Annotated in this window: 22 protein-coding genes and 1 tRNA gene; 6 read left to right on the forward strand and 17 right to left on the reverse strand. The window is 60.9% G+C overall.

Features of this window, described 5'->3' with window-relative positions; genetic code table 11:
- Positions 1–70 precede the first annotated feature (70 nt).
- Genes WA943_RS01595 through WA943_RS01615 form a run of 5 tightly spaced genes read right to left on the reverse strand, consistent with a single transcriptional unit; the run spans position 71 to position 4195 of the window.
- Positions 71–424, reverse strand: a complete 354-nt coding sequence (locus WA943_RS01595) for a DUF6867 family protein (protein WP_424468030.1) — start codon at positions 422–424, stop codon at positions 71–73.
- Positions 421–1152, reverse strand: a complete 732-nt coding sequence (locus WA943_RS01600) for an ABC transporter ATP-binding protein (RefSeq protein WP_424468032.1) — start codon at positions 1150–1152, stop codon at positions 421–423. The genes WA943_RS01595 and WA943_RS01600 overlap by 4 nt, the downstream gene beginning before the upstream one ends.
- Entirely contained in the window at positions 1152–1985 is an 834-nt protein-coding gene (locus tag WA943_RS01605; RefSeq protein ID WP_424468034.1) for an ABC transporter ATP-binding protein, read from the reverse strand. Before WA943_RS01605 ends, WA943_RS01600 begins: the two co-directional genes overlap by 1 nt.
- Positions 1982–3277, reverse strand: a complete 1296-nt coding sequence (livM, locus tag WA943_RS01610) for a high-affinity branched-chain amino acid ABC transporter permease LivM (protein ID WP_424468036.1) — start codon at positions 3275–3277, stop codon at positions 1982–1984. Before livM ends, WA943_RS01605 begins: the two co-directional genes overlap by 4 nt.
- A 3-nt stretch (positions 3278–3280) precedes the next feature.
- Positions 3281–4195 (reverse strand): ABC transporter permease subunit, encoded by a 915-nt coding sequence (locus WA943_RS01615; RefSeq protein WP_424468038.1) that lies wholly within the window; start codon positions 4193–4195, stop codon positions 3281–3283.
- A gap of 368 nt (positions 4196–4563) precedes the next feature.
- On the opposite strand from WA943_RS01615, the gene WA943_RS01620 reads away from it, so the two are divergent.
- Positions 4564–4845: a general stress protein gene (locus tag WA943_RS01620; protein WP_424468040.1), complete on the forward strand. Its 282-nt coding sequence runs from the start codon at positions 4564–4566 to the stop codon at positions 4843–4845.
- An 18-nt stretch (positions 4846–4863) separates the two neighbouring features.
- Here WA943_RS01620 and WA943_RS01625 read toward each other — a convergent pair whose 3' ends face one another.
- From WA943_RS01625 to WA943_RS01650, 6 genes are all read right to left on the reverse strand, one after another.
- Positions 4864–6597, reverse strand: coding sequence for an ATP-binding protein (locus WA943_RS01625; RefSeq protein WP_424468042.1), 1734 nt, complete (start codon positions 6595–6597; stop codon positions 4864–4866).
- On the reverse strand, positions 6594–7424 hold the full coding sequence (locus tag WA943_RS01630) for a sensor histidine kinase (RefSeq protein ID WP_424468044.1): 831 nt from the start codon (positions 7422–7424) through the stop codon (positions 6594–6596). The genes WA943_RS01625 and WA943_RS01630 overlap by 4 nt, the downstream gene beginning before the upstream one ends.
- A gap of 253 nt (positions 7425–7677) precedes the next feature.
- Positions 7678–8964, reverse strand: coding sequence for a 4-aminobutyrate--2-oxoglutarate transaminase (gabT, locus tag WA943_RS01635; RefSeq protein ID WP_424468046.1), 1287 nt, complete (start codon positions 8962–8964; stop codon positions 7678–7680).
- A 27-nt stretch (positions 8965–8991) separates the two neighbouring features.
- Positions 8992–10236: an acyl-CoA dehydrogenase gene (locus WA943_RS01640; RefSeq protein WP_424468048.1), complete on the reverse strand. Its 1245-nt coding sequence runs from the start codon at positions 10234–10236 to the stop codon at positions 8992–8994.
- A 28-nt stretch (positions 10237–10264) separates the two neighbouring features.
- Positions 10265–11392 (reverse strand): acyl-CoA dehydrogenase family protein, encoded by a 1128-nt coding sequence (locus tag WA943_RS01645; RefSeq protein WP_424468050.1) that lies wholly within the window; start codon positions 11390–11392, stop codon positions 10265–10267.
- Between the two features lie 221 nt (positions 11393–11613).
- Positions 11614–12198 carry a bactofilin family protein gene (locus tag WA943_RS01650; protein ID WP_424468052.1) on the reverse strand — a complete coding sequence of 195 codons (585 nt, stop codon included), beginning with the start codon at positions 12196–12198 and terminating at the stop codon, positions 11614–11616.
- A 305-nt stretch (positions 12199–12503) separates the two neighbouring features.
- Here WA943_RS01650 and WA943_RS01655 point away from each other — a divergent pair, with 305 nt between their 5' ends.
- Positions 12504–14120: an FMN-binding glutamate synthase family protein gene (locus tag WA943_RS01655; protein WP_424468054.1), complete on the forward strand. Its 1617-nt coding sequence runs from the start codon at positions 12504–12506 to the stop codon at positions 14118–14120.
- 6 nt (positions 14121–14126) lie between these two features.
- Here the strand turns inward: WA943_RS01655 and WA943_RS01660 are convergent, their stop codons facing one another.
- The 4 genes from WA943_RS01660 to WA943_RS01675 form a co-directional block, all read right to left on the reverse strand.
- On the reverse strand, positions 14127–15881 hold the full coding sequence (locus tag WA943_RS01660) for a class I adenylate-forming enzyme family protein (RefSeq protein ID WP_424468056.1): 1755 nt from the start codon (positions 15879–15881) through the stop codon (positions 14127–14129).
- Between the two features lie 173 nt (positions 15882–16054).
- Positions 16055–17185: an acyl-CoA dehydrogenase family protein gene (locus WA943_RS01665; RefSeq protein WP_424468058.1), complete on the reverse strand. Its 1131-nt coding sequence runs from the start codon at positions 17183–17185 to the stop codon at positions 16055–16057.
- A 14-nt stretch (positions 17186–17199) separates the two neighbouring features.
- Entirely contained in the window at positions 17200–18405 is a 1206-nt protein-coding gene (locus WA943_RS01670; protein ID WP_424468060.1) for an acyl-CoA dehydrogenase family protein, read from the reverse strand.
- Between the two features lie 56 nt (positions 18406–18461).
- Positions 18462–19073: a glutathione S-transferase family protein gene (locus WA943_RS01675; protein ID WP_424468062.1), complete on the reverse strand. Its 612-nt coding sequence runs from the start codon at positions 19071–19073 to the stop codon at positions 18462–18464.
- 319 nt (positions 19074–19392) lie between these two features.
- Between WA943_RS01675 and WA943_RS01680 the strand changes: the two genes are divergently transcribed.
- A complete protein-coding gene (locus tag WA943_RS01680) occupies positions 19393–20379 on the forward strand; it encodes a diaminopimelate dehydrogenase (RefSeq protein ID WP_424468064.1) in 987 nt (328 codons plus the stop codon).
- 16 nt (positions 20380–20395) lie between these two features.
- On the opposite strand, the gene WA943_RS01685 is transcribed toward WA943_RS01680, so the two are convergent.
- Complete coding sequence (locus WA943_RS01685; protein WP_424468066.1) at positions 20396–21205, reverse strand: ankyrin repeat domain-containing protein; 810 nt, start codon at positions 21203–21205, stop codon at positions 20396–20398.
- 553 nt (positions 21206–21758) lie between these two features.
- Between WA943_RS01685 and WA943_RS01690 the strand changes: the two genes are divergently transcribed.
- Complete coding sequence (locus WA943_RS01690) at positions 21759–22289, forward strand: dihydrofolate reductase family protein (protein ID WP_424468068.1); 531 nt, start codon at positions 21759–21761, stop codon at positions 22287–22289.
- A gap of 143 nt (positions 22290–22432) precedes the next feature.
- Here the strand turns inward: WA943_RS01690 and WA943_RS01695 are convergent.
- A tRNA-Ser gene (locus tag WA943_RS01695) sits at positions 22433–22522 on the reverse strand.
- A 150-nt stretch (positions 22523–22672) separates the two neighbouring features.
- On the opposite strand from WA943_RS01695, the gene WA943_RS01700 reads away from it, so the two are divergent.
- Positions 22673–23437, forward strand: a complete 765-nt coding sequence (locus WA943_RS01700) for a CDP-alcohol phosphatidyltransferase family protein (RefSeq protein ID WP_424468070.1) — start codon at positions 22673–22675, stop codon at positions 23435–23437.
- A 129-nt stretch (positions 23438–23566) separates the two neighbouring features.
- The gene (gene rplU / locus WA943_RS01705) at positions 23567–23878 is read left to right on the forward strand and encodes a 50S ribosomal protein L21 (protein ID WP_424468072.1); all 312 of its coding nucleotides are present in this window, start codon (positions 23567–23569) and stop codon (positions 23876–23878) included.
- Positions 23879–23882: the final 4 nt, after the last annotated feature.

Here is a 23882-nt window from a genome sequence, read left to right on the forward strand (position 1 = left end):
AGAAAGCCCGGGCGGAAACGACATTTCGTCCGCAGACGCCCGTCTCGACCGCCATCGGCGCCAATTGGCTCTATCCGCCGATTTTTTCCCAGCTCAAAAACCCTCGCCTGCGATAGAGCCATGGATATTGCCGCACCATCTGCAGCGCCCGTGTCGCCTTGAAAGCGGTGGCCGCGATCAGCACAAGGGCAAGCGCATCGGCGAAATAGCCCGACAGCGAAAGCAGCTCGCCCTGAAAAAGCGCGAAAATGAGGAAACGATCGGCAACGCCGAGCAGAAGCGCATAGACGACAAGCTGCCAGTCAGGCCGCCAGTTCAGCGCCAGCGCCCGGCCCGTCATCACGGCGCAGCCGCCGCCAAGGACCAGCGTGATGCCCAGCGAAACGAGCGGCGAGGTGCCGAAGATGAGCGCATAGTCGCTCATGGGCGCACCTCCGTCTGCGGACGCGCGCCTTCCAGATAGGCGGCACGAACGGCAGGGTCCTTCAGCAATGCCGCGCCCGAACCGCTCAGCTCGATGCGTCCATTGACCATGATATGGGCGTGAGCAGCGAGCTTTAGCGCCTGAAACGCATTCTGTTCCACGAGAAGGATCGTCATCTTCTGCGCGCGATTGATCTCGGCGATATTTTCAAAAAGCTGTTTCGTCACAAGCGGCGCAAGGCCGAGCGACGGCTCGTCGAGAAGCAGAAGCTTCGGGCGGCTCATCAGCGCGCGGGCAATGGCAAGCATCTGCTGCTCGCCGCCCGACAGCGTGCCGCCTCGTTGATCAATGCGTTCCTTGAGGCGCGGGAAAAGCCCAAGCACGCGCTCAAGGTCGTCGTTGAAGTGCCGCGGATCGGCAACGATCGCGCCCATCTGCAGATTTTCAAGAACGCTCATGCGCGGAAAAATACGCCGCCCCTCCGGCGAATGGGCAATCCCCGCCCGCGCAATCTCGAAGGTCTGAAGCCGCGTAATATCGCGTCCATCGAAAAGCACCTGCCCCGCCCGCGCCTGCGGCTGGCCGCAGATCGTCATCAGCAGCGTCGTCTTGCCCGCGCCATTGGCGCCGATCAACGACACGATCTCGCCTTCAGGAACATCGAGATCGATTTCGTGCAGAACCTCGATGCGGCCATAGCCCGAACGCAACCCGCGAAGCTTCAGCATCAGTTGCCCCCCTCGATGGCGGCAACGGCATCCGACGTATCCTCAACGCCGAGATAGGCGCGGATGACTTCCGGATTCGCGCGAATATCGGCAGGCGTCCCCTCGGCAATGAGGCGTCCCTGTTCCAGCACGTTGATGCGGTCGGAAATCTGCATGACGACGCTCATGTCATGCTCGATGAGCAATATGCTGATCTTGTGCTCGTCGCGAATGCTCAACAGCAGATCGTTCAGCGCCAGAGACTCGTTCGGGTTGAGACCTGCGGCAGGCTCATCGAGACAGAGAAGACGCGGCTCCGCACACATGGCGCGCGCGATTTCGAGGCGGCGCTGCGAGCCGTAAGACAGGCTGCCCGCAAGCGTATCTGCATCACGCGCGAGACCGATCTTGTCGAGCCAGTAGCGCGCGCGCTCAATGGCTGCACGCTCGGCATTGATATAGCGCGGCAGTCGCAAAAATCCCGCGACCGAAAAAAGCGATGCGCGCATCAGCGCCACATGCTGCGCAACCATCAGATTTTCGCCGACGCTCATGCCCGGAAAAAGCCGGATGTTCTGAAACGTGCGCACGACGCCCGCCTGCGCAATGCGAAACCCGTCCAGCCGCTCCAGCAAGAAACGCTCGCCATCCTCGCGATTGAAAGCGATGCGGCCGATATCAGGCTTGTAGAAGCCGGTTATGCAATTGAAGACGGTCGTCTTGCCCGCGCCGTTCGGCCCGATCAGTGCAGTGATCTCGCCCGCCCGCGCCGAAAACGAAAGATCGTTGATCGCGACAAGCCCGCCGAAACGAATGGTGAGATGCTCGACCGAGAGAAGCGGTTCCGAACTCACGCGCCGCCCTCCTTTGGAACGCCAAGTCGCAGCGTCGGCTCGCGATGCGAGAGAAGCCCCTGCGGACGCCACACCATGATGAGCACCATCGCCGCGCCGAAGGCGACCATGCGGAATTCCGCCAGCTCGCGGAACCACTCCGGCAATCCGACAAGAATAAGCGCGGCAAGCACGATGCCGATCTGGCTGCCCATGCCGCCAAGCACGACGATCGCGAGAATGATCGCGCTTTCGATGAAGGTGAAGCTTTCCGGGCTGATGAAACCCTGCCGCGTCGCAAAGAACGAGCCTGCGAAACCGGCGAAGGACGCGCCGATGGCAAAGGCCGAGAGCTTTATCATCGTCGGATTGAGGCCGAGGCTACGGCAGGCGATCTCGTCTTCACGCAGCGCCTCCCAGGCGCGACCGATGGGAAGACGGCGGATGCGCATGGTGAAGAGATTGGTCGCCAGCGCCAGAATGAGGATCAGATAATAGAGAAAAATAATGCGCTGATAGGGCGAGAATGGAATGCCGAAGAAATCGGCAAAGGTGACGCCGCCACCCGGTGTTGCAGGCACCATGGGCAGGCCGAAAAAGCTCGGCCGCTGAATGCCTGTAATACCGTTCGGTCCACCCGTGAGTTCTCCCCAATTGATGAGAACCTCGCGCACGATCTCGCCGAAGCCGAGCGTGACGATGGCGAGATAATCGCCTCTCAACCGCAGCACCGGAAATCCGAGCGCGACGCCGAACGCGCCCGCAAAAAGCCCCGCCAGCGGCAGGCAGATCCAGAACGACAAGCCGAAATAGGATGAGAGCAGCGCATAGGAATAAGCGCCGACCGCATAAAAGGCGACATAGCCAAGATCGAGAAGCCCGGCGAGGCCGACGACAATATTGAGACCCCAGCCAAGCATCACATAGATGAGGATCAACGTTGCCTTGTCGATGAGGTTGCGGTCGGAAAAGGGAAGCCATGGCAGCACGAGCGCCAGCGCCATCATGCCCGCGCCAATATAAAATCGCGTGAGGCCCGGCACCGCAGGCTTTGCCCTGACGCGCGGCGCAAAGCGCGCGGAAATCCTCGGTGCGAGAAAATGCCCGCCCAGCGAAAAAACAAGCCGCCCTGCAAAGACAGCGGCGGCGGCATAAACGACCCAGATCAGGCGAACATTGAGCGCGAGGCCTTGCGCGGAGGCATCGAGCTGGAAGCCGAGCAGCGGAAAGGCAAGCAGCGCGGCAACGACCGATGCCACAGTCGCATCGCGCAACAGCGCGCCCATGTCCGGTCGTGCGGCACTTGCGTCCATCTATCAGACCTTCTCAATCTCGGGTTTGCCGAGAAGGCCGGTCGGACGGAAGATCAGAACGAAAACGAGGATCGAAAAGGCCGCGACATCCTTGTACTCGATGCTGAAATAGCCCGACCAGAAGGCTTCGATGAGGCCGATCAGCATGCCGCCAAGCATCGCGCCCGGCAGCGAACCGATGCCGCCCAGCACTGCCGCCGTGAAGGCCTTTATGCCGACGATGAAGCCGATATAGAAATCGATGACGCCGTAATAGAGCGTCACCATCAGCCCGGCGACGGCGGCAAGCATCGCGCCGATGATGAAGGTCGCTGAAATGGTTCGGTCGACATTGACGCCGAGCAGCGAGGCCATGGTCATGTCCTGCGCGGCGGCGCGTTGCGCGCGGCCAAGGCTCGTGTAGCGGATCATGAAGGTGAAAACCGCCATCAGCGTGACGGTGAGCGCGATGATCATGATCTGCAGATAGGAAATCGTGACCTGAAAATCGCCGTCTGAGAAAAGCTGGAACGAGCCCTGCACCATCGGCTGCAAGGGTTTCACCCGCGCGCCCTGCGACAGTTGGACGAAGTTCTGCAACACGATCGACGCACCGATAGCCGAGATGAGGGGCGCAAGGCGCGGCGCGCGACGCAGCGGGCGATAGGCGATACGCTCGACCGTCCAGCCGTAAACGGCCGTGAAGAACATCGCAAAGATGAGCACAAGAAAGAAGGCAAGCGGCACGCTCGTAATGCCGAAGGCCGCCAGCAGCATGAAGCCGACAAGCGAGATGAAGGCGCCGATCATATAGATGTCGCCATGCGCAAAATTGATCATGCCGATGATCCCGTAGACCATCGTGTAACCGATTGCGATGAGCCCGTAGGTCGCGCCGAGCGTTATGCCGTTGATAAGCTGCTGTAGAAAATAGGCCATCTGCCCTGTCGGGCTCCCCGTTCGCCTGTCTGCCCCCCGCCGCACATTCCGCGTAAAGCGGAAGGCGCCAGCGCGCAAACACTGCCATTCAATGGCCGATAGAACAAGCGATTCAATGGCTTGGCGGCAGCATGCGGCGCAGCATTCCGCATGCAGAGCCGTGCGCGACAACCGATGTTATGCGCAGTTCAGCCGCTAAAACGGAAATTTTGCGCTTTGCGGGCCCATTGCGCCCCTCATCGCGCCAAATGCAGGAACCTTTCCCGCCACGACCTGTTCAAACTACAGGCAACTGCGCCGGGCCTTCACGCTCGCGTGGCGCCTTCAATTCCCACACGAGCCAGTGAGAGCTGAAAGGAACAAGTTTGATGACGACCACACCTCATCGCGGCGGTTCAGGAAATTTCGCCGCCAATCCGGAGCGGGCCGCGCAGGCGGGCCGCAAAGGCGGGCGACTGAGCGGCGGCAATTTCCGCAATAATCCCGAGCGCGCGGCGATTGCGGGCCAGAAAGGCGGTCAGGCCAGCGGCGGGAACTTCAAGAACGATCCCAAACGCGCCGCTCAGGCAGGCCGCAAGGGCGGGCATGAAAGCCACCAGAGCGCGGACGCCGCGCCCGAAGAAAATGAAGACACCCCGAGCAAGGAATGATGCGGGGCCTCATGCTCCCTAGCTGCGCTCGCGGCCGCTGAGACGCCACCGCGAGACGATCGCTTCCAGTTGCTCGCGGTCCATGTTCGGTGACTTCCAATGTGCCGAAAAGCCGGCGCTCTGATTTCGCGGTTTGGCGCTGCTACCGAGATCGTCGAAGCGAATGCGCATCGGCATGGAGACGCCCTGCCCGAAGGCAATGGCTTCACGGTCGCTGAGCAATGGCAGGAAATCCAGCAGATCAAGCGCCCCGTCATGCGTGTTGGCGCGCATGACGGCCTGATCCTTTTCCGTCGAAAGCCGCATCGCAATGGCGGTGCTGCATTGTGAAAGCACGGTCGGATCAAGCTCCGACGGGCGCTGGGTGACAAGCGCAAGCGAAAGACCGTATTTGCGGCCCTCCTTGGCGATCCGCGACAGGGCCTGACGTGTCGGCGCGAATTTGTCCGACGCGCCCGCAGGCGCATAGCGATGCGCCTCCTCGCAGACGAGAAGCATCGGCAAGCCGCCCTTGCTCCAGACCGCAAGATCGAAGGCAATGCGCGATATCACCGAAATGACAACGTCGAGAATCTCGGCAGGCACCGTCGAAAGATTGATGACCGTGATCGGTCGCCCGTCGCTCGGCACGCGAAAGAGGCGCCCGAGCGTTTCGGTCATCGTGTCCTGAACCGTCAGACTGCCGAACATGAAGCTGTAGCGTTGGTCGCTGACAAGCGTTTCGATCCGCGCCTTCAACCGGCGATAGGGAACCGTCGACTGCGTGCGCTCGAGCTTGCCGAGCTGTTCGTCGATATAGGCGACCACATCGGAAAGGCGATAGGGCGTCGGCGTATCGACAGTGACGGAACTGGATTCCGAGCTGCGGCGCGCAAGGCTTGTGCTGCGCACCGACGACGCATCGAGAAAACGCCGCTTGGCGATGACAACTGCATCGCTCAGAATTTCCGCCTCGGCGTCGCGATAGGCATCCGAACTGGTCAGCGCCTCCGTCAGCTCCTGAAAATTGAGAAGCCAGATCGGCAGATTGAGATTGCTCGGATCGATAAGCTCCGCCTCATCGCCAAAGGCGCTGGGATATTCATTGTGAACATCGAGAACCACGATATGGGCATAGTGATGCTCGGCCAGCACACGCTGCAGGATGCAGGTAAGCGCTGAGGATTTTCCGCAGCCCGTCGTGCCGACGACGATGAAATGCTTGGCAAGCAGATCGTCGATCAGCAGACGCGCGGGAACGGCCGGGTCCTGATAGAGCGACCCCACCTTGATACTTGCAACGGATGGCTGCGCATAGACGCGCGTCAGATCGTGCCGGTCGGCAAAGAGAACCGGATCGCCGAGGCTGGGCAGACAGGCGACGCCGCGCCGAAAGGCAAGGCGGTTCGTCTCCGGATCGACCACAAGCTCGCCTGCAAGATTGAGTTCGATAAGACCGATCTCAGGGCTGCCCGCATCCATCGTCGGCGTTGGCGAACTGACGGCGGAAATAAGCCCGACCACCGATGTCGATGGCGTCGTGATCTTGACCAGCGCGCCGATCTGGATGCGCGGATCGCGTTCGGAATTCACATCCCCGATCGGGCGCTCCAGAACGGCAACCGCCTGCGAGCCAGACACGGAAACGATATGCGCTATGCGATGCGGCACGGCGGCGGGCGTGCCGCGTCGTTCGATCAGTTGCGTCAAGGGCGCAAGCGGCGACGGCTTTGAAGGAAGGCCGTTGGGCGAAGGAATTGCATTCTGCGTCATTGAATTTGACCTGGTTGCTGGGCGCCCTTGCCCGAAATAATCGTGGTCTGACTATCATTGGCCACCGCCTTCGCAAGCAGTGGCGGAAGCGTGATGACGACGGTCGTTCCCGCGCCGGGCTTGCTCGACACGTGAAACTCGCCGCCATGCTGGCGCGTCAGTGCGGCCGCAATCGGCAGCCCCAGACCCGTGCCCTCATGCGAGCGTGAATAAGCCGACTGCACCTGGCCGAAAGGCTTCAGCGCGAGAGCAAGCTGCTCATCCGTCATGCCGACGCCCGTATCGGCGATGGCAATTGTTGCACCGCCCGCGGCGCTGCGCTGCGCGACAACGAGAATGCGCCCGCCCTCATCCGTGAACTTGCAGGCATTGGAAAGAAGATTGATGAGGATCTGTTTCAGACGCTGTCCGTCCACATACAATATGGGTAGATCGGACGCGGCCCTGAATTCGAGCGACTGCTTCTTTGCCCGCGCGCGGTCGCGGATCAGAATGAGGCTGGCGTCGATCGTCTCGCGCACGCTTTGTTCTTCGAAATTCAGATCGAACGTACCGCTCTCGATTTTCGCAATATCGAGAATGTCGGAAATGATGTTGAGCAGATGACGACCGGCACCGGCGATATGGTCGGCATATTCCATGCTCTTGCCGAGATCGCGCCCCTCATTGGCGAAATGGCGCAGCAGATCGGCAAAGCCGATAATCGCATTGAGCGGCGTCCTGAGCTCATGGCTCATATTGGCGAGGAATTCGGATTTGGTCCGGTTGGCAAGATCGGATTCAACTTTCGCGGCGCGCAGCGCGTGCTCCGATTGCCTGCGTGACATCAACTCCCCGAGATTCGATGAATATCGGGAGAGAAGTCCGGTCTTTCTAAGGGGATCGCGCCGCGCATTCATGATCGTCTGCATGCCTCTTATGGCTGCAGAATATGGTCACGAACATTGAGGCAGCGTAAACAACGCCTGCTCTCTATGCTTAATATTGAATGAAAACGCAGAGAAACCGCGCTTTCATGCTGGATTGTTCGGTTAACGAACCAATCTGTCGCACCTGCCGTGTGAGCAAGCGTCGCGCCGGCTAGAGACGCGAGGCAACAAGCGCCCTGTCGAGCTTGTCGAGCCCCTCATCCAGAACTGCATCCGACGCCGTCAGCGGAACGAGAATGCGGATCACATTGCTGAACACGCCGCAGGACAGAAGAATGAGTCCTTCATTGAGCGCCGCCGTCGTCACCCGCTTCGTCGCGTCGGCATCGGGATCATATGCGCCGCGGCTTTTCACAATGTCGAAACCGATCATCGCGCCGTTGCCGCGTATGGCTGCAATCGGCACGACGTCATTGCGCGCCGCGATCTTGGCAAGCCGCGCCTTGATGCGCTCGCCCATGGCATTGGACCGCGCCAGCAGCTTCTCATCCGCAATCACGTCGAGCACGGCAAGCGCCGCCGCGCAGGCGATGGGACTGCCCGCATAGGTGCCGCCAAGCCCGCCCGGCTCCGCCGCATCCATGATCGCCGCGCGGCCGATGATGCCGGACAGCGGAAAGCCGCCCGCCAGCGATTTTGCAATCGTGATCATGTCCGGCTCGACGCCCGAATGTTCGATGCCAAACATCTTGCCGGTCCGCGCAAAACCCGTCTGTACCTCGTCTGCGACGAGAAGAATGCCGTATTGATCGCAGATATTGCGCAGCGCCACGAGAAGCTCTGTCGGCGCTTCATAAAACCCGCCCTCGCCCTGCACCGGCTCGATCATGATGGCGGCGACGCGATCAGGCTCCACATCGGCGCGGAACAGAAACTCCAGCGCGCGCAAACTCTCGGCCACCGTCACGCCATGCTCGGCAACCGGGAACGGCAGATGGAAAACCTCGGCGGGCATCGGCCCGAACTTCTTCTTGTAAGGCAGCGTCTTGCCGGTCAGCGCCATGGTCATCATGGTGCGGCCATGAAAGCCGCCCGCAAAGGCGATGACTGCCGAGCGTCCGGTCGCGGCGCGGGCGAGCTTGACGGCATTTTCCGTCGCTTCCGCGCCGGTCGTGAAGAGAATGGTTTTCGCCGGACCCTTGAAGGGCGCAAGCGCGTTCAGCTTCTCGGCAAGTTCGATATAGGGCTCATAGGCGACAACCTGAAACGCCGTATGCGTATAGAGCGCAAGCTGCTTTTCAACGGCGGCAATCACCTTCGGATGCCGGTGCCCCGTATTGAGCACCGCAATCCCGCCCGCAAAATCGACGAAGCGCTTGCCGTCAACGTCCCAGAGTTCGGCATTCTCCGCTCGCGCAGCGAAGATGGGATAAGCCGTCGCGACGCCCCGAGGCACCGCCCGCTCGCGGCGGGCGAGAAGATCGCTGTTCTTCGTCATCGACGGCTCCCATGTTTGACGTAGGGGTTATCTGCCCTTCGTAGGAATCTGATTGAACGGCACCGACTTGTCGACACGAATATCCGCCGGCAAACCGAGAACCCGTTCGGCAATGATGTTACGCAGAATTTCGTCCGTGCCGCCTTCAACGCGCGTTGCAGGCGAGCGAAGCAGCATGGCCTGGAAGCGCGCATTGGCCGCTGCCTGATCGGGGCTCAAAAGCGCCCCGGCCTCGCCCTGCAGGTCCAGCGCATAAGTCGCGATTTCCTGCATGGTCGGACCGGCGACCAGTTTGCCGATGGAATTTTCCGGCCCGGGCGTCTCGCCCTTGGAAAGCGCGGAAATCGAACGGAAAGCCGTATATTTGAGGCCGCTGGTGCGAACCGCCCAGGTTGCGAGCTTGGAGCGCACAGCCGGATTGTCAATCGCCGGGCCATCCGCCGTTTCGAGCTTCGTGCAGAAATCCAGAAGCTCCGGGAAACCCGTCGGCATCCCTGCGCCAATCGACAGACGCTCATTCATCAGCGTCGTCAACGACACGGCCCAGCCCTCGCCAACCTTGCCAAGACGCTGGCTGTCGGGAATGCGCACATCGGTGAAATAAACCTCATTGAAACCCGACTGGCCGTTCACCTGCTTGATCGGGCGGATCTCGATGCCGGGCGACTTCATGTCCAGGAAGAACATGGTGAGGCCCTTGTGCTTCGGCACAGTCGGATCTGTGCGCGTGATCAGAATTCCGTAGTCGGAATAATGCGCGCCAGACGTCCAGATCTTCTGGCCATTGATGACCCAGTCATCGCCGTCTTTCTCCGCCCTCGTGCGCAGACCCGCAAGATCGGAACCGCCCGCAGGCTCGGAGAAAAGCTGGCACCAGATGTTTTCGCCAGCAGCAAGCGGCGGCAGATACTTCTTCTTATGCTCCTCGCTCGCATAGGCCATCATCGTCGGGCCGCACATGCCGTGGCCGATGATGAAGAGCGAGGAGAGCGCGGCATAGATGCCCTCTTCCTGCTGCCAGATGACGCGCTCGATGGGCGTCGCGCCGCGGCCGCCATATTCCTTGGGCCAATGCAGACAAGCCCAACCGGCATCATATTTCTTCTTCTGCCAGTCCTTCGATGCCTTCATCACATCGACGCCTTCAAGCGCCGTATGGCCGAAGCCCGAAGACTTCAAACCGGCTTCATATTGTCTGGGCGCATTGGCGTCGAGCCATGCGCGAACTTCTTTGCGGAAAGCGGCTTCCTGCGGTGTGTCGTCAAAATTCATGTTCTATTCCTTCAAATCCAGATGGCGATCAGGCGGCGTTCTTCGCGCGCAGACGCTCGATGAGCTTGTCTTCCCAGACGGAAAGACTACCGAGCGAAAGGGCGAGCAGGTTCGAGCGCCGATAGAAAAGATGGCAGTCGAACTCCCAGGTGAAGCCCATGCCGCCATGGACCTGGATGTTGTTCTTGGAGCAATGCTGATAGGCCTGCGTGGCGCTGACGCGCGCCGTCGCCGCCGCTTCCGGCAGTTCCGCCGAGCCGGTGGAAAGCGCCCATGCGCCGTAATAGCAATTGGAGCGCGCCAGCGTCGCCGAGACATACATGTCGGCAAGCATGTGCTTCACGGCCTGGAACGAGCCAATGGGCCGCCCGAAGGCCATGCGATCGAGCGCATAGTCGCGGCCCATTTCAAGCGCGCGATCTGCGCCGCCCAATTGCTCGAAAGCGGTCAGCACGGCTGCACGGTCGAGCACTTCGTTCAGAATGCGCCAGCCCTCGCCTGCCGCGCCGAGCGGCTCGACCGCCGCGCCGGAAAATTCGATCTTCGCCTGCTTGCGCGTCGGATCGATCGTCTCGACATTTTCGCGCTTGACGCCGGCGGCTTTCAGATCGACGAGGAAAAGCGAAATCGCCCGCTCGTCATTGCCTGCACCCGTGCGCGCCGCAACGACGGCAAAATCGGCCGCATTGCCGTCCAGCACCGGCAGCTTCGTGCCGGTGAGCTTGGCCCCTGCAACGCTTGCCTGAATGGTCTTCGGCGTCGGATTGCCGATGCCTTCCGACAGCGCGAGGCAGCCGATGAGTTCGCCGCTTGCAAGCTTCGGCAGATAGGCTTCCTTCTGCGCCTGCGTGCCCGCGGCAAGCAGAAACTCCGCAGCCAGATAGATCGACGACGAGAACGGCACAGCCGCCACCGCGCGGCCAAGCTCTTCGGCAATCACGCAAAGCTCAAGATAGGTTGCGCCGAGACCACCGAACTCTTCGGGGATCGCCGTGCCCATAAAGCCCATCTCGGCAAGGCCCTTCCACAGCGCCTTGTCGTAAGGCTCGGGTCCTTCGAGAATGACGCGCACGGATTTGGGCGAGGATTTCGCTTCAAGAAAGCGTCGCGCCTGATCCTTCAACTGCTTCTGATCGTCCGAAAAATCGAAATCCATTAAAGCTTCCCCGAAAAACTCGCCGGTTCGGCGTGTGCGCCGTCCGGCCTGCTGATTTTGATGAGGGAGCCTAGCGCGCGTTTTGCCGAAACGCGAGCGCGCCCGCGCGAACGTAGCGTCGGCGCGGGCTTCCAAAAGCGCAAATGCAAAAGGCCGGACCGCGCTTGGCGATCCGGCCCTAAATCGGGGAACTTCAGCCCTTGTCGGGCACCTTGCCGCGCCTAGCGCGAGAGGAGCGAAACGATCCCGATCGTGCCAAGCGTGCAGAAGACGCCGTAGCAGAATGTCGTGGCGCGGCGAATGAAGGCGGGCGTTATTTTACGCTGCAATGCAATGGCCCGCGACGGCCTGGCCTCATCGGTCGTGTAAGTCGGATCGACCTCGTCATCCACCACCGCGACATGGGCTTTCACCGTCGCGCCGCGATGGCTGATGAGCTTGCCGCACTGGATTTCGCCGGTGATATGGCTCGACGAGCGCAGAATGACTTCGCCGCTCACGATCAGTTTCCCGTCGAAGGAACCGGCGATTTCCGCGCGCGACACGCTGGCGCTTCCCTCGACGGAGCCGGATGTGCCGATCGACAGCAGCGAGGTCTTGAGATCCGCCCGCGTCAGATGACCATCGACGAACATGGAGCCTTGCGTTTCGAAGGAACCTTCAAGCGAGCTGTTTTCGCCGACGACAATGTCCTCGCTGCCCGCGCGCATCATGCGCATGGTGGAGGCCGGGCTTTTTCTCGGTGTCTCCTTGGCGGGGCTGGACGCCGGCATGCCGGGGAAATTCTCGATCTGATCGCTCTTCATCTTCGACTCCTATGTTTTGCCGTCATCGATCCACCGGCACACGTCCGAAGCGCAAGCTGCATCCGATGCTCGTTTATGGACAAGTGAAGCTGCATCCAATTCGGAGCGAGCACCAAAAAGCCGCGAAATCCGCCACGGGCATTTTCTCCAAATTGGAGCGAGCGGGCGCACCGTGCCGGTTTGCGCCTTGCAAACCCCGATGGAGGGCTGGCGCAGACGCACACTTCGCCCTAGACTCGGCACCGCAGTTTTTCCCGCCGCGTCGGCCGTTGCGTTTTCACGGCGATGCCGGAGATGCTTTTCCCATGACGTTTTCGCTCCTCAATCGTTACGTGACGCTGACCGCCTGCCTGTTGATCGCCATTGTCAGTGCGAGCCTGATCGGCCACTGGGCCTGGCTATGGCCCATCGCTGCCATAAGCGGGCTCTTGAGCGTCATCGGCCTGATCGACCTCACGCAGCGCCAGCACGCCGTGTTGCGCAACTATCCGATCATCGGCCATATCCGCTATCTGATGGAGGACATCAGGCCGGAAATCCGCCAATACCTGCTGGAAGCCGACGACGATGCGCTGCCCTTCTCGCGCAGCCAGCGCTCGCTCGTTTACGCACGCGCCAAGAATGAAGGCGGCGAAAAACCCTTCGGCACACTGATGGATGTCTATCGCGCCGGTTACGAATTCATCGGCCACTCGAACCGCGCCATGCCCGTGACCGACCCGAAAACCTTCCGCATCGAAATCGGCGGCGTGGACTGCAAGAAGCCTTATTCCGCCTCCGTCCTCAACATCTCGGCCATGAGCTTCGGCTCCCTGAGCGGCGCGGCCATTCGCGCGCTGAACAAGGGCGCCATGCTCGGCGCCTTTGCCCATGACACAGGCGAAGGCGGCATCAGCGCGCATCACCGCGAATTCGGCGGCGATCTCATCTGGGAAATCGGCAGCGGCTATTTCGGCTGCCGCGCGTCGGACGGCACATTCGATCCCGAACGCTTTGCGGCAAACGCTGCGAGCGATCAGGTGAAGATGATCGAAATCAAATTGAGCCAGGGTGCTAAGCCCGGCCATGGCGGCATATTGCCGGGCGCGAAAGTGACGAGCGAAATCGCCCATGCGCGCGGCGTCGCCGAGGGCGAGGAATGCGTTTCGCCCGCGCGCCACAGCGCCTTCGACACGCCCGTCGCCATGATGCGCTTCATCGCCCGCCTGCGCGAACTGTCAGGCGGCAAGCCCATCGGCTTCAAGCTGTGCATCGGCCATCCGTGGGAATTCATGGGCATGGTCAAGGCCATGCTCGAAACCGGCATATTGCCGGACTTCATCGTCGTCGATGGCGGCGAAGGCGGCACAGGCGCAGCACCTGTCGAATTCTCCGACCATCTCGGCATGCCGCTGCGCGAAGGCCTGCTGCTCGTTCACAACACGCTGGTCGGCACCAATCTGCGCCACAAGATCCGCATCGGCGCCAGCGGCAAGATTATCAGCGCCTTTGACATGGCAAGCATTCTGGCGCTCGGCGCCGACTGGGCGAACTCCGCGCGCGGCTTCATGTTCGCCATAGGCTGCATCCAGTCGCGAAGCTGCCACACAAACAAATGCCCGACCGGTGTCGCGACGCAAGACCCCCTGCGCCAGCGCGCCCTCGACGTGCCGGACAAGGCGGCGCGCGTGGCAAATTTCCATCACAACACGTTGAAAGCGCTTGCCGAGATGCTCGCCGCCGCCGGTCTCGATCACCCGGACCAGCTGGCGGCGCATCATCTCGTTCGCCGCGTCAGCTCGACCGAGGTCAAACTCTTTTCGCAACTCCACTACTTCGTCGGCGAAGGCGAGTTGCTGAATGGCGGCGAAAGCCTGAGCGAGTTTTACAAGGCAAGCTGGGCCATGGCCCATGCCGACAGTTTCGACCCGCTCAGGGCTTGAGTTCGATTACGCCGTCGCGTCGGCAAAAACCTTCTTAAGTTCCGTCTTCAGGATCTTGCCATTGGCATTGCGCGGCAGGGTTTCCGGCCAGAAGACAACCTTCACCGGCACCTTGAAGGCCGCAAGTTTAGCGGCCACGAAATGACGCAGCTCTTCTTCGGTCGCCGTCGCGCCGGGCTTCAGGTGAACGACAGCGCCGGGCTCCTCGCCGAGCGTGCGATGCGGCACGGCGACGATCGCCGCGTCCATGACCGCCGGATGCTCGTAAAGAACGTTCTCGACCTCGACGCAATAGATGTTCTCGCCGCCGCGGATGAGCATGTCCTTGGCACGGTCGATGATGTAGCAGAAGCCTTCCTCATCGAGACGCGCCAGATCGCCCGTGCGCACCCAGCCATCGATAAAGGTCTGCGCCGTCGCTTCCGGCTTGTTCCAATATTCCTTCACGACATTGGGGCCCTTGCCGTAAAGCTCGCCGACCTCGTTAGGCCCCAGAATTTCGCCATTCGGCCCAACGATCTTCATCTCGCAAACGGGAACGCAAGGCCCGCAGCTCGACGGGCGGTTCTCATAATCCTCACCCTGATGATTGGTGAAGGTGGCCGACGTTTCCGTCATGCCCCAGCCATTGCCGGCCTGCGACTTCGGGAACGTCTCCCTGATCTTGCGCACAAGCTCGGGCGCAGACGGCGCACCGCCATAAGACACGCCCTCAAGCGAGGAGAGGTCATATTTTGAGCGATTGGGATGTTCGATCAACTGCCAGGCAATGGTCGGCACGCCGCCCGCGCCGGTGATCCGCTCACGCTCGATCAACTGCATCGCAAGCTCGGGGTCCCACTTGCGCATCATCACAAGCTTCGCCCCGCCGAAAAGCGAGGGCGACATGATCGCGTGACAGCCGGTCGCGTGAAAGAAAGGCACCGATATGAGCGTCGATTTCTGCGGCGCGCTCGGATCGGGCTGCGGCGGCATTTCACCGCGACGCAAGAAAGTGCGCGCAGCCGAGATGCCGGACGCCATGATATTCGACATGATATTGCGATGCGTGCCGAGCGCGCCCTTCGGCTTGCCGGTCGTGCCCGACGTATAGAAGATCGTCGCATCGTCTTCAGGATCAAGCCCAACATCAGGCAGCGGCCTGTCGGCAAGCTTGCCCCAGTCATTGACCGCGCCGATAACGCTTTCGAGTTTCACGATCAGCGGATCGGCAATCTCGTCGCGCTCGCGCGCAACATAGACGCGCTTGAGGTCCGGGCAATTGCCCAGATGCTCGTTCAGCCGCTCCAGCCGTTCAGCATCGACAATGAGAATCTTCGCGCCGGAATCGGTGAGGCCATATTCAAGTTCAGGCCCCGTCCACCAGGCATTAAGCGGCGTGACGATGGCGCCGACGAGCGACGCGCCATAAAACACCGCCGGCCATTCCGGCAGATTGCGCATGACGATAGCGACCCGGTCGCCCTTCTTCACGCCCTGTGCGATCAGCTCATGCGCGAAGGTAATCGCCGCACGCGCAAAGGTCTCATATGTCGCCCGGTCGTTCTCATAAACGAGGAATGTCTTGTCGCCATGCGCCCGGCCCGCAAGAAAAGCGTCGCGTATGGTCGGCGGCGCGTTCTTCCACACCCGCATTTTGACGCCGCGAATGACCTTCTCTTCCATTTCGAAAGGAATGCCCGGCGCGGTCAGAAATGCATGAGCCTCGGCAATGGACATGGCCGGCCATTTCGGCTTCGGCGAAGTTTCGGTTGTGGACATGGTTTGCGAACGCTCCCTCAAGGTCTTGTTCTGTTTGAGCGGAGAATGGGCGAGCAAACCCTGACCGCGCAAGCAAAAAACAAGGCCGCCGCTGGGTCATGCGCAAATGCCCCGGCAAACCCGCCGACGCGCCCGAGAGATGAGAGCGCGTCGGCGTCAGGCGGTTCGTCAAATCAGAGAAGCATGCCCGCAAGCTGACGGCGCTGATAGGCGGCGTCGCCATGCTGCGCTTCGCACCAGATGCCGCGACGGCGATAAAGCTGCGCGTCGCAGTCATAAGTGAAGCCGAAACCGCCATGGAACTGGATCGCGCGGTCGGATGCGAAGGCAAGCGCATCGCTCGCCAGCGCCTTGGCCATGCGAACCGCAATCTCCGCCTCGCTGCCCGTGCCGAAAATGCCCGCGGCATAATAGAGATGCGAACGCGAGGCTTCGAGCGCCAGCAGCGCATCGACGGTCGGATGCTTCAGCGCCTGATAGGAGCCGATATAGCGATCGAACTGCTTGCGCGTCTTGAGGTACTCGACCGTTACCTCGATGACGCCGCTCGTGCCGCCGCAAAGCTCTGCCGCGAGCAACAGGCATGCCGCCTCATCGACAAGCTTCAGCGCCGCCGCCGTCTGCGCCGGATCGAGGAGATTGCTTTTCGGCACGGTAACGCCGTCAAGCTTCACGCGGTAGGAACGCCGCGTCTCGTCGATCACGATTTCCCGCGCGATGCTCGCCTTGGCAAGCGCCGCCTTGTCGAGCAGCACCAGCGCGGGCGCGCCGTTCAGCGATACGGAAACGATGGCAAGATCGGCCGACACCGCATCCGTCACGAAAGTCTTCGTGCCCGAAAGCGTCAGCGTGTCGCCGGCTTCGCTCGCCTTGACGGTCAGATGCGCGAGATCCCAGTCGCCATGCGGCTCGACCAGCGCAAGCGCGCCGATAGCGCCTTCGCAAATCTTCGGCAACCATTCGCCCTTCTGCGCGGGCGTACCCGCCTTGATGAGCGCCTGGGCCACAAGCGTCGTCGATGCGAAAGGCGTGCCCGCAAGATTGCGCGCAAGCGGTTCAATAATGGTCACGACTTCGGCAAGACCAAGGCCGCTGCCGCCGAACTCTTCAGGCACGGCAACGCCGAGCCAGCCGAGCGAGGCCATTTCCGCCCAGACGGCGGCATCGAAATCCTGATCGGCCGCAATGCGCGCACGCGTGGCGTCCATCGGGAATTTATCGCGCGCGAAATTCGTCGCGATGTCGAGAAGCTGCTCCTGCTCCTCGCTGAAATTGATCGTCGGCTTCTTGTTTGTGTCCAGCATGATCCGATACCCGTCTAGCTCTTCGGAAGGCCGAGCACGCGCTCGCCGATGATGTTGTGTTGAATTTCGCTCGTTCCCCCGCCGATCGTCGCGGAGAAGGCGTTGAAATAGGAACGCTGCCACTGGCCGCGGTCATAGGCGTTTTCATCGCCGACATAATAAGCGGCATTCGCACCCTGCAGCTTCAATGCGAACTGGTTGAGCCTGCGCTGAAACTCGCTGCCGACAAGCTTGCCCGACATGGCAATCGAATGCGGACGCTCCGACACCAGCGCCTTCACCTTAGAACGCGCCGAATTGAGCGCCAGCGTGCGCTGCTCCATGATGAACTGCACGAGTTGATCGCGAATAAGCGGATCTTCAATCGCAGGCCGCCCATTGCGCTGCGCCTTGCGCGCAAGCTCGACGACTTCCGACACGTCCTTGCTCATCATCGAATGGCCGCCGGCCTGCCCGCCGACCGCGCCGCGCTCGAAAGCGAGCGTTGCCATCGCGACCTGCCAGCCGCCGCCTTCCTTGCCGATGAGGCAGGATTCAGGAATGCGCGCATCGGTGAAGAAGGTCTGGTTGAAACCATATTCGCCGGTCAGCTTGCGAATGGGCTGAACCTCGATGCCGGGAATGCGCATCGGGATGAGGAAGAAGCTCAAGCCCTCATATTTGTTATTCGCATGGGCGTTCGTCCGCGCGAGCAGGATCATGTACTTGGCGTGAACGCCGAGGCTCGTCCAGATCTTGCTGCCATTGAGCACGAACTCATTGCCATCGCGCTCTGCCTTCAATTGCGCATTGCCGAGATCGGAGCCGTGATCGGGTTCCGAGAAGCCCTGGCACCAAACGTCATCGCCGCTGAGAATGCCGGGGATGTAGTCCTTCTTGTTCTGCTCGGTCCCCATGTTCAGGATCAGCGGACCGGCCCAGTTGAGGCCGATCGTGTTGAACATGAAAGGCACCTGACGGCGCACCATTTCGCGCGTCACGATGTCCTGCAGAATCTGCGGCTTGCCGCCGCCGCCATATTCCTTCGGCCAGGCCATGCCGAGATAACCCGCCTCGTAAACCTTCCGCTGCCAGTCGCGCAGAAAATAGAACTGCTCGTCCGTGCCCACTTCCATGAAGGAGATCGGCAGCAAAAAGCCGGGATCGGCAGGCGCGTTCTCTTCAAACCACGCATGCACCTCGGCGCGGAATTCATCCAGTTCCTGTTTGCTCAGGCTCATTTTCTACCCTTTACGAACATCATCTCGATCATGTCGGCAAGCAGCCGGTCAAAGGCTCAAAGCGTAATCGCGCGCTGGAATGCAGGCCGCGCGCTGATACGCTGATAATAGGCTTCCGTATTCGGCTTGAAACCGCCGCGCAAGCCCAGCGTATCGGCAAGATAAAGCGCATAGGCGACCGCAATATCGGCAATGGTGAAGCGCCCCGCGCAAAGATATTCGCTCTCGCCCGTCGCCCGCTCCACGCTCTTGAGGCGCGAGAAGAACCACTGCGTGTAATCGTCAACCGCTTGGCGGAGACGCCGTTCCTCCGGCTCCAGCACCGTGTAGCGAAGTACGATGGTCTGCGGGAAGGTCAGCGTCGCATCGCTGCGATGAAGCCAGTTGAGATAGAGGCCGTAATCCTTGTCCTCCGGCGTCAGGCCGATATCGGACGGCCCGTGGCAATCGACCAGATACTGGCAGATGCCCGCCGACTCCGTCATCGTCAAATCGCCATCGACCATGGTCGGCACGGTGCCCATCGGATTGATGTCGAGATAGCCCTCGCGAAAGAAGCGCGGCGGAAACTTCATCGACTCCAGTTCGTAGGGAATGCCCATCTCTTCGAGCGTCCAGAGCGGGCGCACCGAGCGCGCGCCCTTGCAGTGATAAAGCTTGATCGTCATGTCTGCTTTGGATCCTCACCCTGATCTCAATTTTCGGCCGTCGGCACCGCCGTAACCCGCCGCTTTTGATGCGGCTTGCTAAGGTTGTCGAAGAGGAAGCCGCGCCCGTCAATGGCGAGGATTGATTTTACCTCGCCATTTGCAAGGTGACGTAGCGTAAGCGCGCGAGATGCAAGGTTCAGCATTTGATCCTCGCGGTCGCTCCTGGCGCCCGCAGGGTATTCTTGATCTGACAGCGAGATTTGGTATCTCTCAGCCTTTCGCAGCCCCGGACCGGGCACGGGATATCTTTTTGAGCAAGCAACGAGGGGCTATCACTATGGCTGAACACATTCGGATCGCCATCGCCGGCCATGGAAACCTTGGGCGAGGCGTCGAAGCAGCCATCGGCAAGAACCCTGACATGCGACTTGTCGGAATCTACACACGCCGCGCCCCCGACCAGCTCACGCCTCTGGAAGCCGGCACCCCCGTCTTCGGCATGGACGCGCTGCCCACCCACACCGACCGGATCGACGTATTGATCCTCTGCGGCGGCTCCAAGGAAGACCTACCCCGACAGGGCCCTGAACTCGCCGCGCTGTTCAACACGGTAGACAGCTTCGACACCCACGCCCGCATCCCTGAATATTTCGCCGCCGTTGATGCGCCCGCCCGCGCCAATCGCAAAACGGCGCTGGTCTCGACAGGCTGGGACCCGGGCGTCTTCTCGATCAACCGCGTGATCAGCGAGGCCCTGCTGCCCGATGGCGTCACATATACATTCTGGGGCGACGGGCTAAGCCAGGGCCATTCCGATGCCCTACGGCGCGTGCCAGGCGTCGCAGGCGCGGTGCAATATACGCGCCCCATACAGGAAGCCATGGACCGCGTGCGCAGCGCATCGCGACCGACACTCTCGACACGCGAGAAACACAGGCGCGAATGCTTTGTCGTGTTGCAGGAGGGTGCCGACGCCGAGCAAGTGCGAAACGCCATTGTCTCCATGCCGCATTATTTCGACGAATACGACACGGAAGTGAATTTCATCAGCGCTGATGAACTTGCCCGCGACCATCAGGCGATGACGCATGGCGGCTTTGTCATCCGCAGCGGCAATACCTCGCCCACCAACGCGCAGGTGATCGAATACAGCCTCAAGCTGGGCAGCAATCCCGAATTCACGGCCAGCGTTCTCGTGACTTACGCTCGCGCCGTGCATCGCATGCACATGGCTGAACAATACGGCGCAAAGACTGTGTTCGATGTTCCCCCGGCAATGCTGTCGCCCAAAACGGCCGAGGAGTTGCGGGCGGAATATCTGTAATCCGCCCGCCTGTGCCTCAGTAGTAGCTGCCCGTCTTCAGGCAGGTCTGCCACTTGCGATATTCGCGCATCTTGCAGGTGCTGTCGCTGCAAAGCGCGGACGAGGAATAGTGGCGCGAGGCGCACATATCGGCATATTTCGACTTGGCAGCGGGTGACGTCGTGTTCGCCTTGCCGGTCGTGCTGTTCGGCGTCATGGGCACGGGCTTTGCCGGCGGCTCCTTGCCATATTTTCCGCCCGCCTTTTTCAGTTCGGCCGCTACCATCGTGCCAATGGCCCTGTCGAGCGCCGTCAGGCCAAGACTGTTCTTGATGTTGACATCGCCACCACGGCGTATCAACTCGCGCACCATCGCCAGATTGCCGTCGCCCGCCGCAAACTGGAGGAGCGTATAGCCCTCGGCATTCTGCATGTTGATGTCTATGCCCTTATCGAGCTCTGCAATGGCGTCGGCGTCTCTCCGTGCACCGATTGCATATCGAACCTTGTCGAAGTCACCATCGCCCGCTGCCGTCGAACGCGACCTTGCCGCAGGCGCGGAAGTGCCCGCCGTGGCGGTCCTCAGCCGCGCCATGACCATCGTGCCAATCGCTCGATCATAAGCCGTCTGACCAAGGCTATTCCTGATGTGAGGGTCGGCGCCACGATCCAGAAGCGCATTGACCATCGCCAGATTGCCCTCGCCCGCAGCATATTGCAGCAAGGTATAACCTTCGTCAGTCTGCATATTGATATCGAACTGACCGCTATCGATCCGCTGCAGTGCCGCTTCATTATTCCTCGTGCCGATATAATAACGCGCCTCATCAAACGGATCGCCGGCCATCGCCGACCCCGCCCACACAAACGCGATGGCGCACATGATCAACCGCAACATCCGCATCAGAAACTCCCCCAAACGCTCCTCACACGGGAGCCGCAAAGCTGATCTAAGGTTATGCTGCTGCGCTTCGTCAACCGCGAAAGCCTGCACACGTGTCTCCTTATGGCCTAATGCACGATCATTGCCATCCGATCAGGCTCTACTCGCCAATCCTGCACGTTTTCGCCATATTCTGCAGGCATCATGAAACCATGAAGAAAAGTGGAGACAGGCCAATGCGTGCGACCCTTGCAATCCTTGTACTGAGCGCCCGGGCCATCTGAGCCCCCACCGTCTATGCAGGCGAGCCGGAAACGATGAGTGACAACCGTATCGAGCATCGTGAGACAAACGGCTTGCGTCAGGGCGGACAGCCAATTAGCAGCTAAGCACACACGGCTACAAAGGCCGTGAGCCACGGCACGCGCGACGCAACCCGCGCAGTTTGTGCCCGGCTTCGCTTCTGCGCCACAGCGAATTAAAGTATTCTAAGAATATGGATCGGAGATCTGGCAGCATGGCAAAGATCGTCTTTGGAATGAATCAGTCCCTGGACGGCTATGTCGATTATCAGGAATTTGCGCCGGATCCCGCACTCTTTCGTCACTGGACGGAGCATGTCCGCGACCTGACCGGCAGCATGTACGGTCGCCGCATGTACGAGATCATGCGCTATTGGGACGAAGACCATCCTGAATGGACCCCGGAGCAACACGAGTTCGCGGCAGCGTGGCGGCGCCAACCGAAATGGGTCGTATCGCGCTCGTTGAAGTCAGTCGGCCCCAACACCACACTTGTCGAGGATGACGTCGAGGCGGTGATACGTGGCCTGAAGGCTCGGCTCGTCGGGGAGATTGCAGTTTCTGGACCAGACCTGGCTCGAAGCCTGACCGACCTCGGCCTTATCGATGAGTATCGACTCTACTTCCACCCCGTCGTACTTGGTCGTGGCAAGCCATTCTTCGCCGGCCCCCGGCCGCCGCTCCGCCTTGTGGCCAGCGATTTGATCGGCGAGACCGTGATCAGGTTGACTTACGTTCCTGCTTGATCACGCAACTCGCTCGACGGATCGCGCCGATCGGCAGGTCTGTTTTGGATCGAAACGGCCATTATCGCGCTGGGTCAAGAGAGATCGAGCTACAGCGTAGAATCGGTGGTTCGCTGTGACGATGCGGTGATCGGCGACTTAAATGGCGGAGAGGGAGGGATTCGAACCCCCGATGCCCTTGCAGGCATGCCGCATTTCGAGTGCGGTGCATTCAACCACTCTGCCACCTCTCCGCGAGATGCCAGCCGGGTCTCCCCGGCGGTCTATGAAGCGGCGCGGAATGTAGACCGAGCCCTTGCCCCGGCACAAGGCTTGTTCGCCGCAAATGGGGCTTTTGCACACCTCCCCTGCTCATAAGCGCGCCATCCTGCTAGAGTGTGCCCATGAGCGAAGCAAAAACTCGTCTTCCCGCGCCCGATTCGCTGACCCGTCTGAAGGGCCGCGTCCTCGCCGCCTGGGCCGTTCACGCCTTCACCGCAAGCGGCGTGGTGACGGGCCTTCTGGCGATTTCGGCGCTGATTGCAGGCGACTTCCGCCTCGCCCTCCTCTGGCTCGGCGCAGCGCTTCTGATCGACGGCTTCGACGGGCCCATGGCGCGCAAGGTCCGCGTCACGGAATATGCGCCCAGCATGGACGGAGCCGTCCTCGACCTCGTCATCGACTATCTCAATTACACGGTCATTCCGGCGCTTCTCGTCTATCGCTTCGGGCTGGTGCCGGACGGCTTTGCCATCCCCGCCGCCGCCTTCATCATGACGACCTCGCTTTATTGCTTCGGCAATCGCGACATGAAGACCGAGGACAACTACTTCCAGGGCTTCCCGGCCGTCTGGAACCTCGTCGTCCTCTATTTTTATGTGATTTCGAGCGACCCCTGGGCGAACCTCGTTGTCATCGCGGGCCTTGGCATCCTCACCTTCGTGCCGATGAAATTCGTTCATCCCTTCCGGGTGAAGGCCATGCGCGGGGCCACGCTGGCCATGACCGGGGCCTGGGCTGCACTCACCGTGGTTCTGGTTCTGGGCAGCAAACCGGGTGAGACTCCGGCCGATACCATGCCCACCGCCTACTGGGCCTTTCTGGTGGTCTCCCTCTATTTCCTGGGAGTCTGCCTCTGGCGGTCCTTCAAAGGCCCGCAAAACGCCTGAAAGAGCCCGGTTTGCAAGGCTTCTCTGCCTTGACAGCACGTCCTCCCCCTGTATATTGCGCGCCAATCCGGCCTGTGCTGCGGCTTTCGCGGCGCGCGGGCCCTTTATCGTTTCATGGTGGTATCTCAGATGTTCGCAGTCATCCGGACCGGCGGCAAGCAATACAGGGTCGCAAAAGACGACGTGCTCGAAGTCGAGCGCGTTGACGCGAAGGCCGGCGACAAGATCGAACTCGACGTTCTGATGCTCGGCACGGGTGCAGACGTTCAGGTCGGCGCTCCTCTGGTTGCAGGCGCCAGCGTTACAGCCGAAGTGGTCGAAATGACCCGCGGCCCCAAGCTGATCATCTTCAAAAAGAAGCGTCGTCAGAACTACCGCCGCAAGAACGGCCATCGGCAGGATCTTATGCTGCTGAAGATCGTCAACATCGCAGCCGCCTGACCCG

This window comes from Parvibaculum sp. (genome assembly GCF_049651025.1).
Lineage (GTDB): Bacteria > Pseudomonadota > Alphaproteobacteria > Parvibaculales > Parvibaculaceae > Parvibaculum.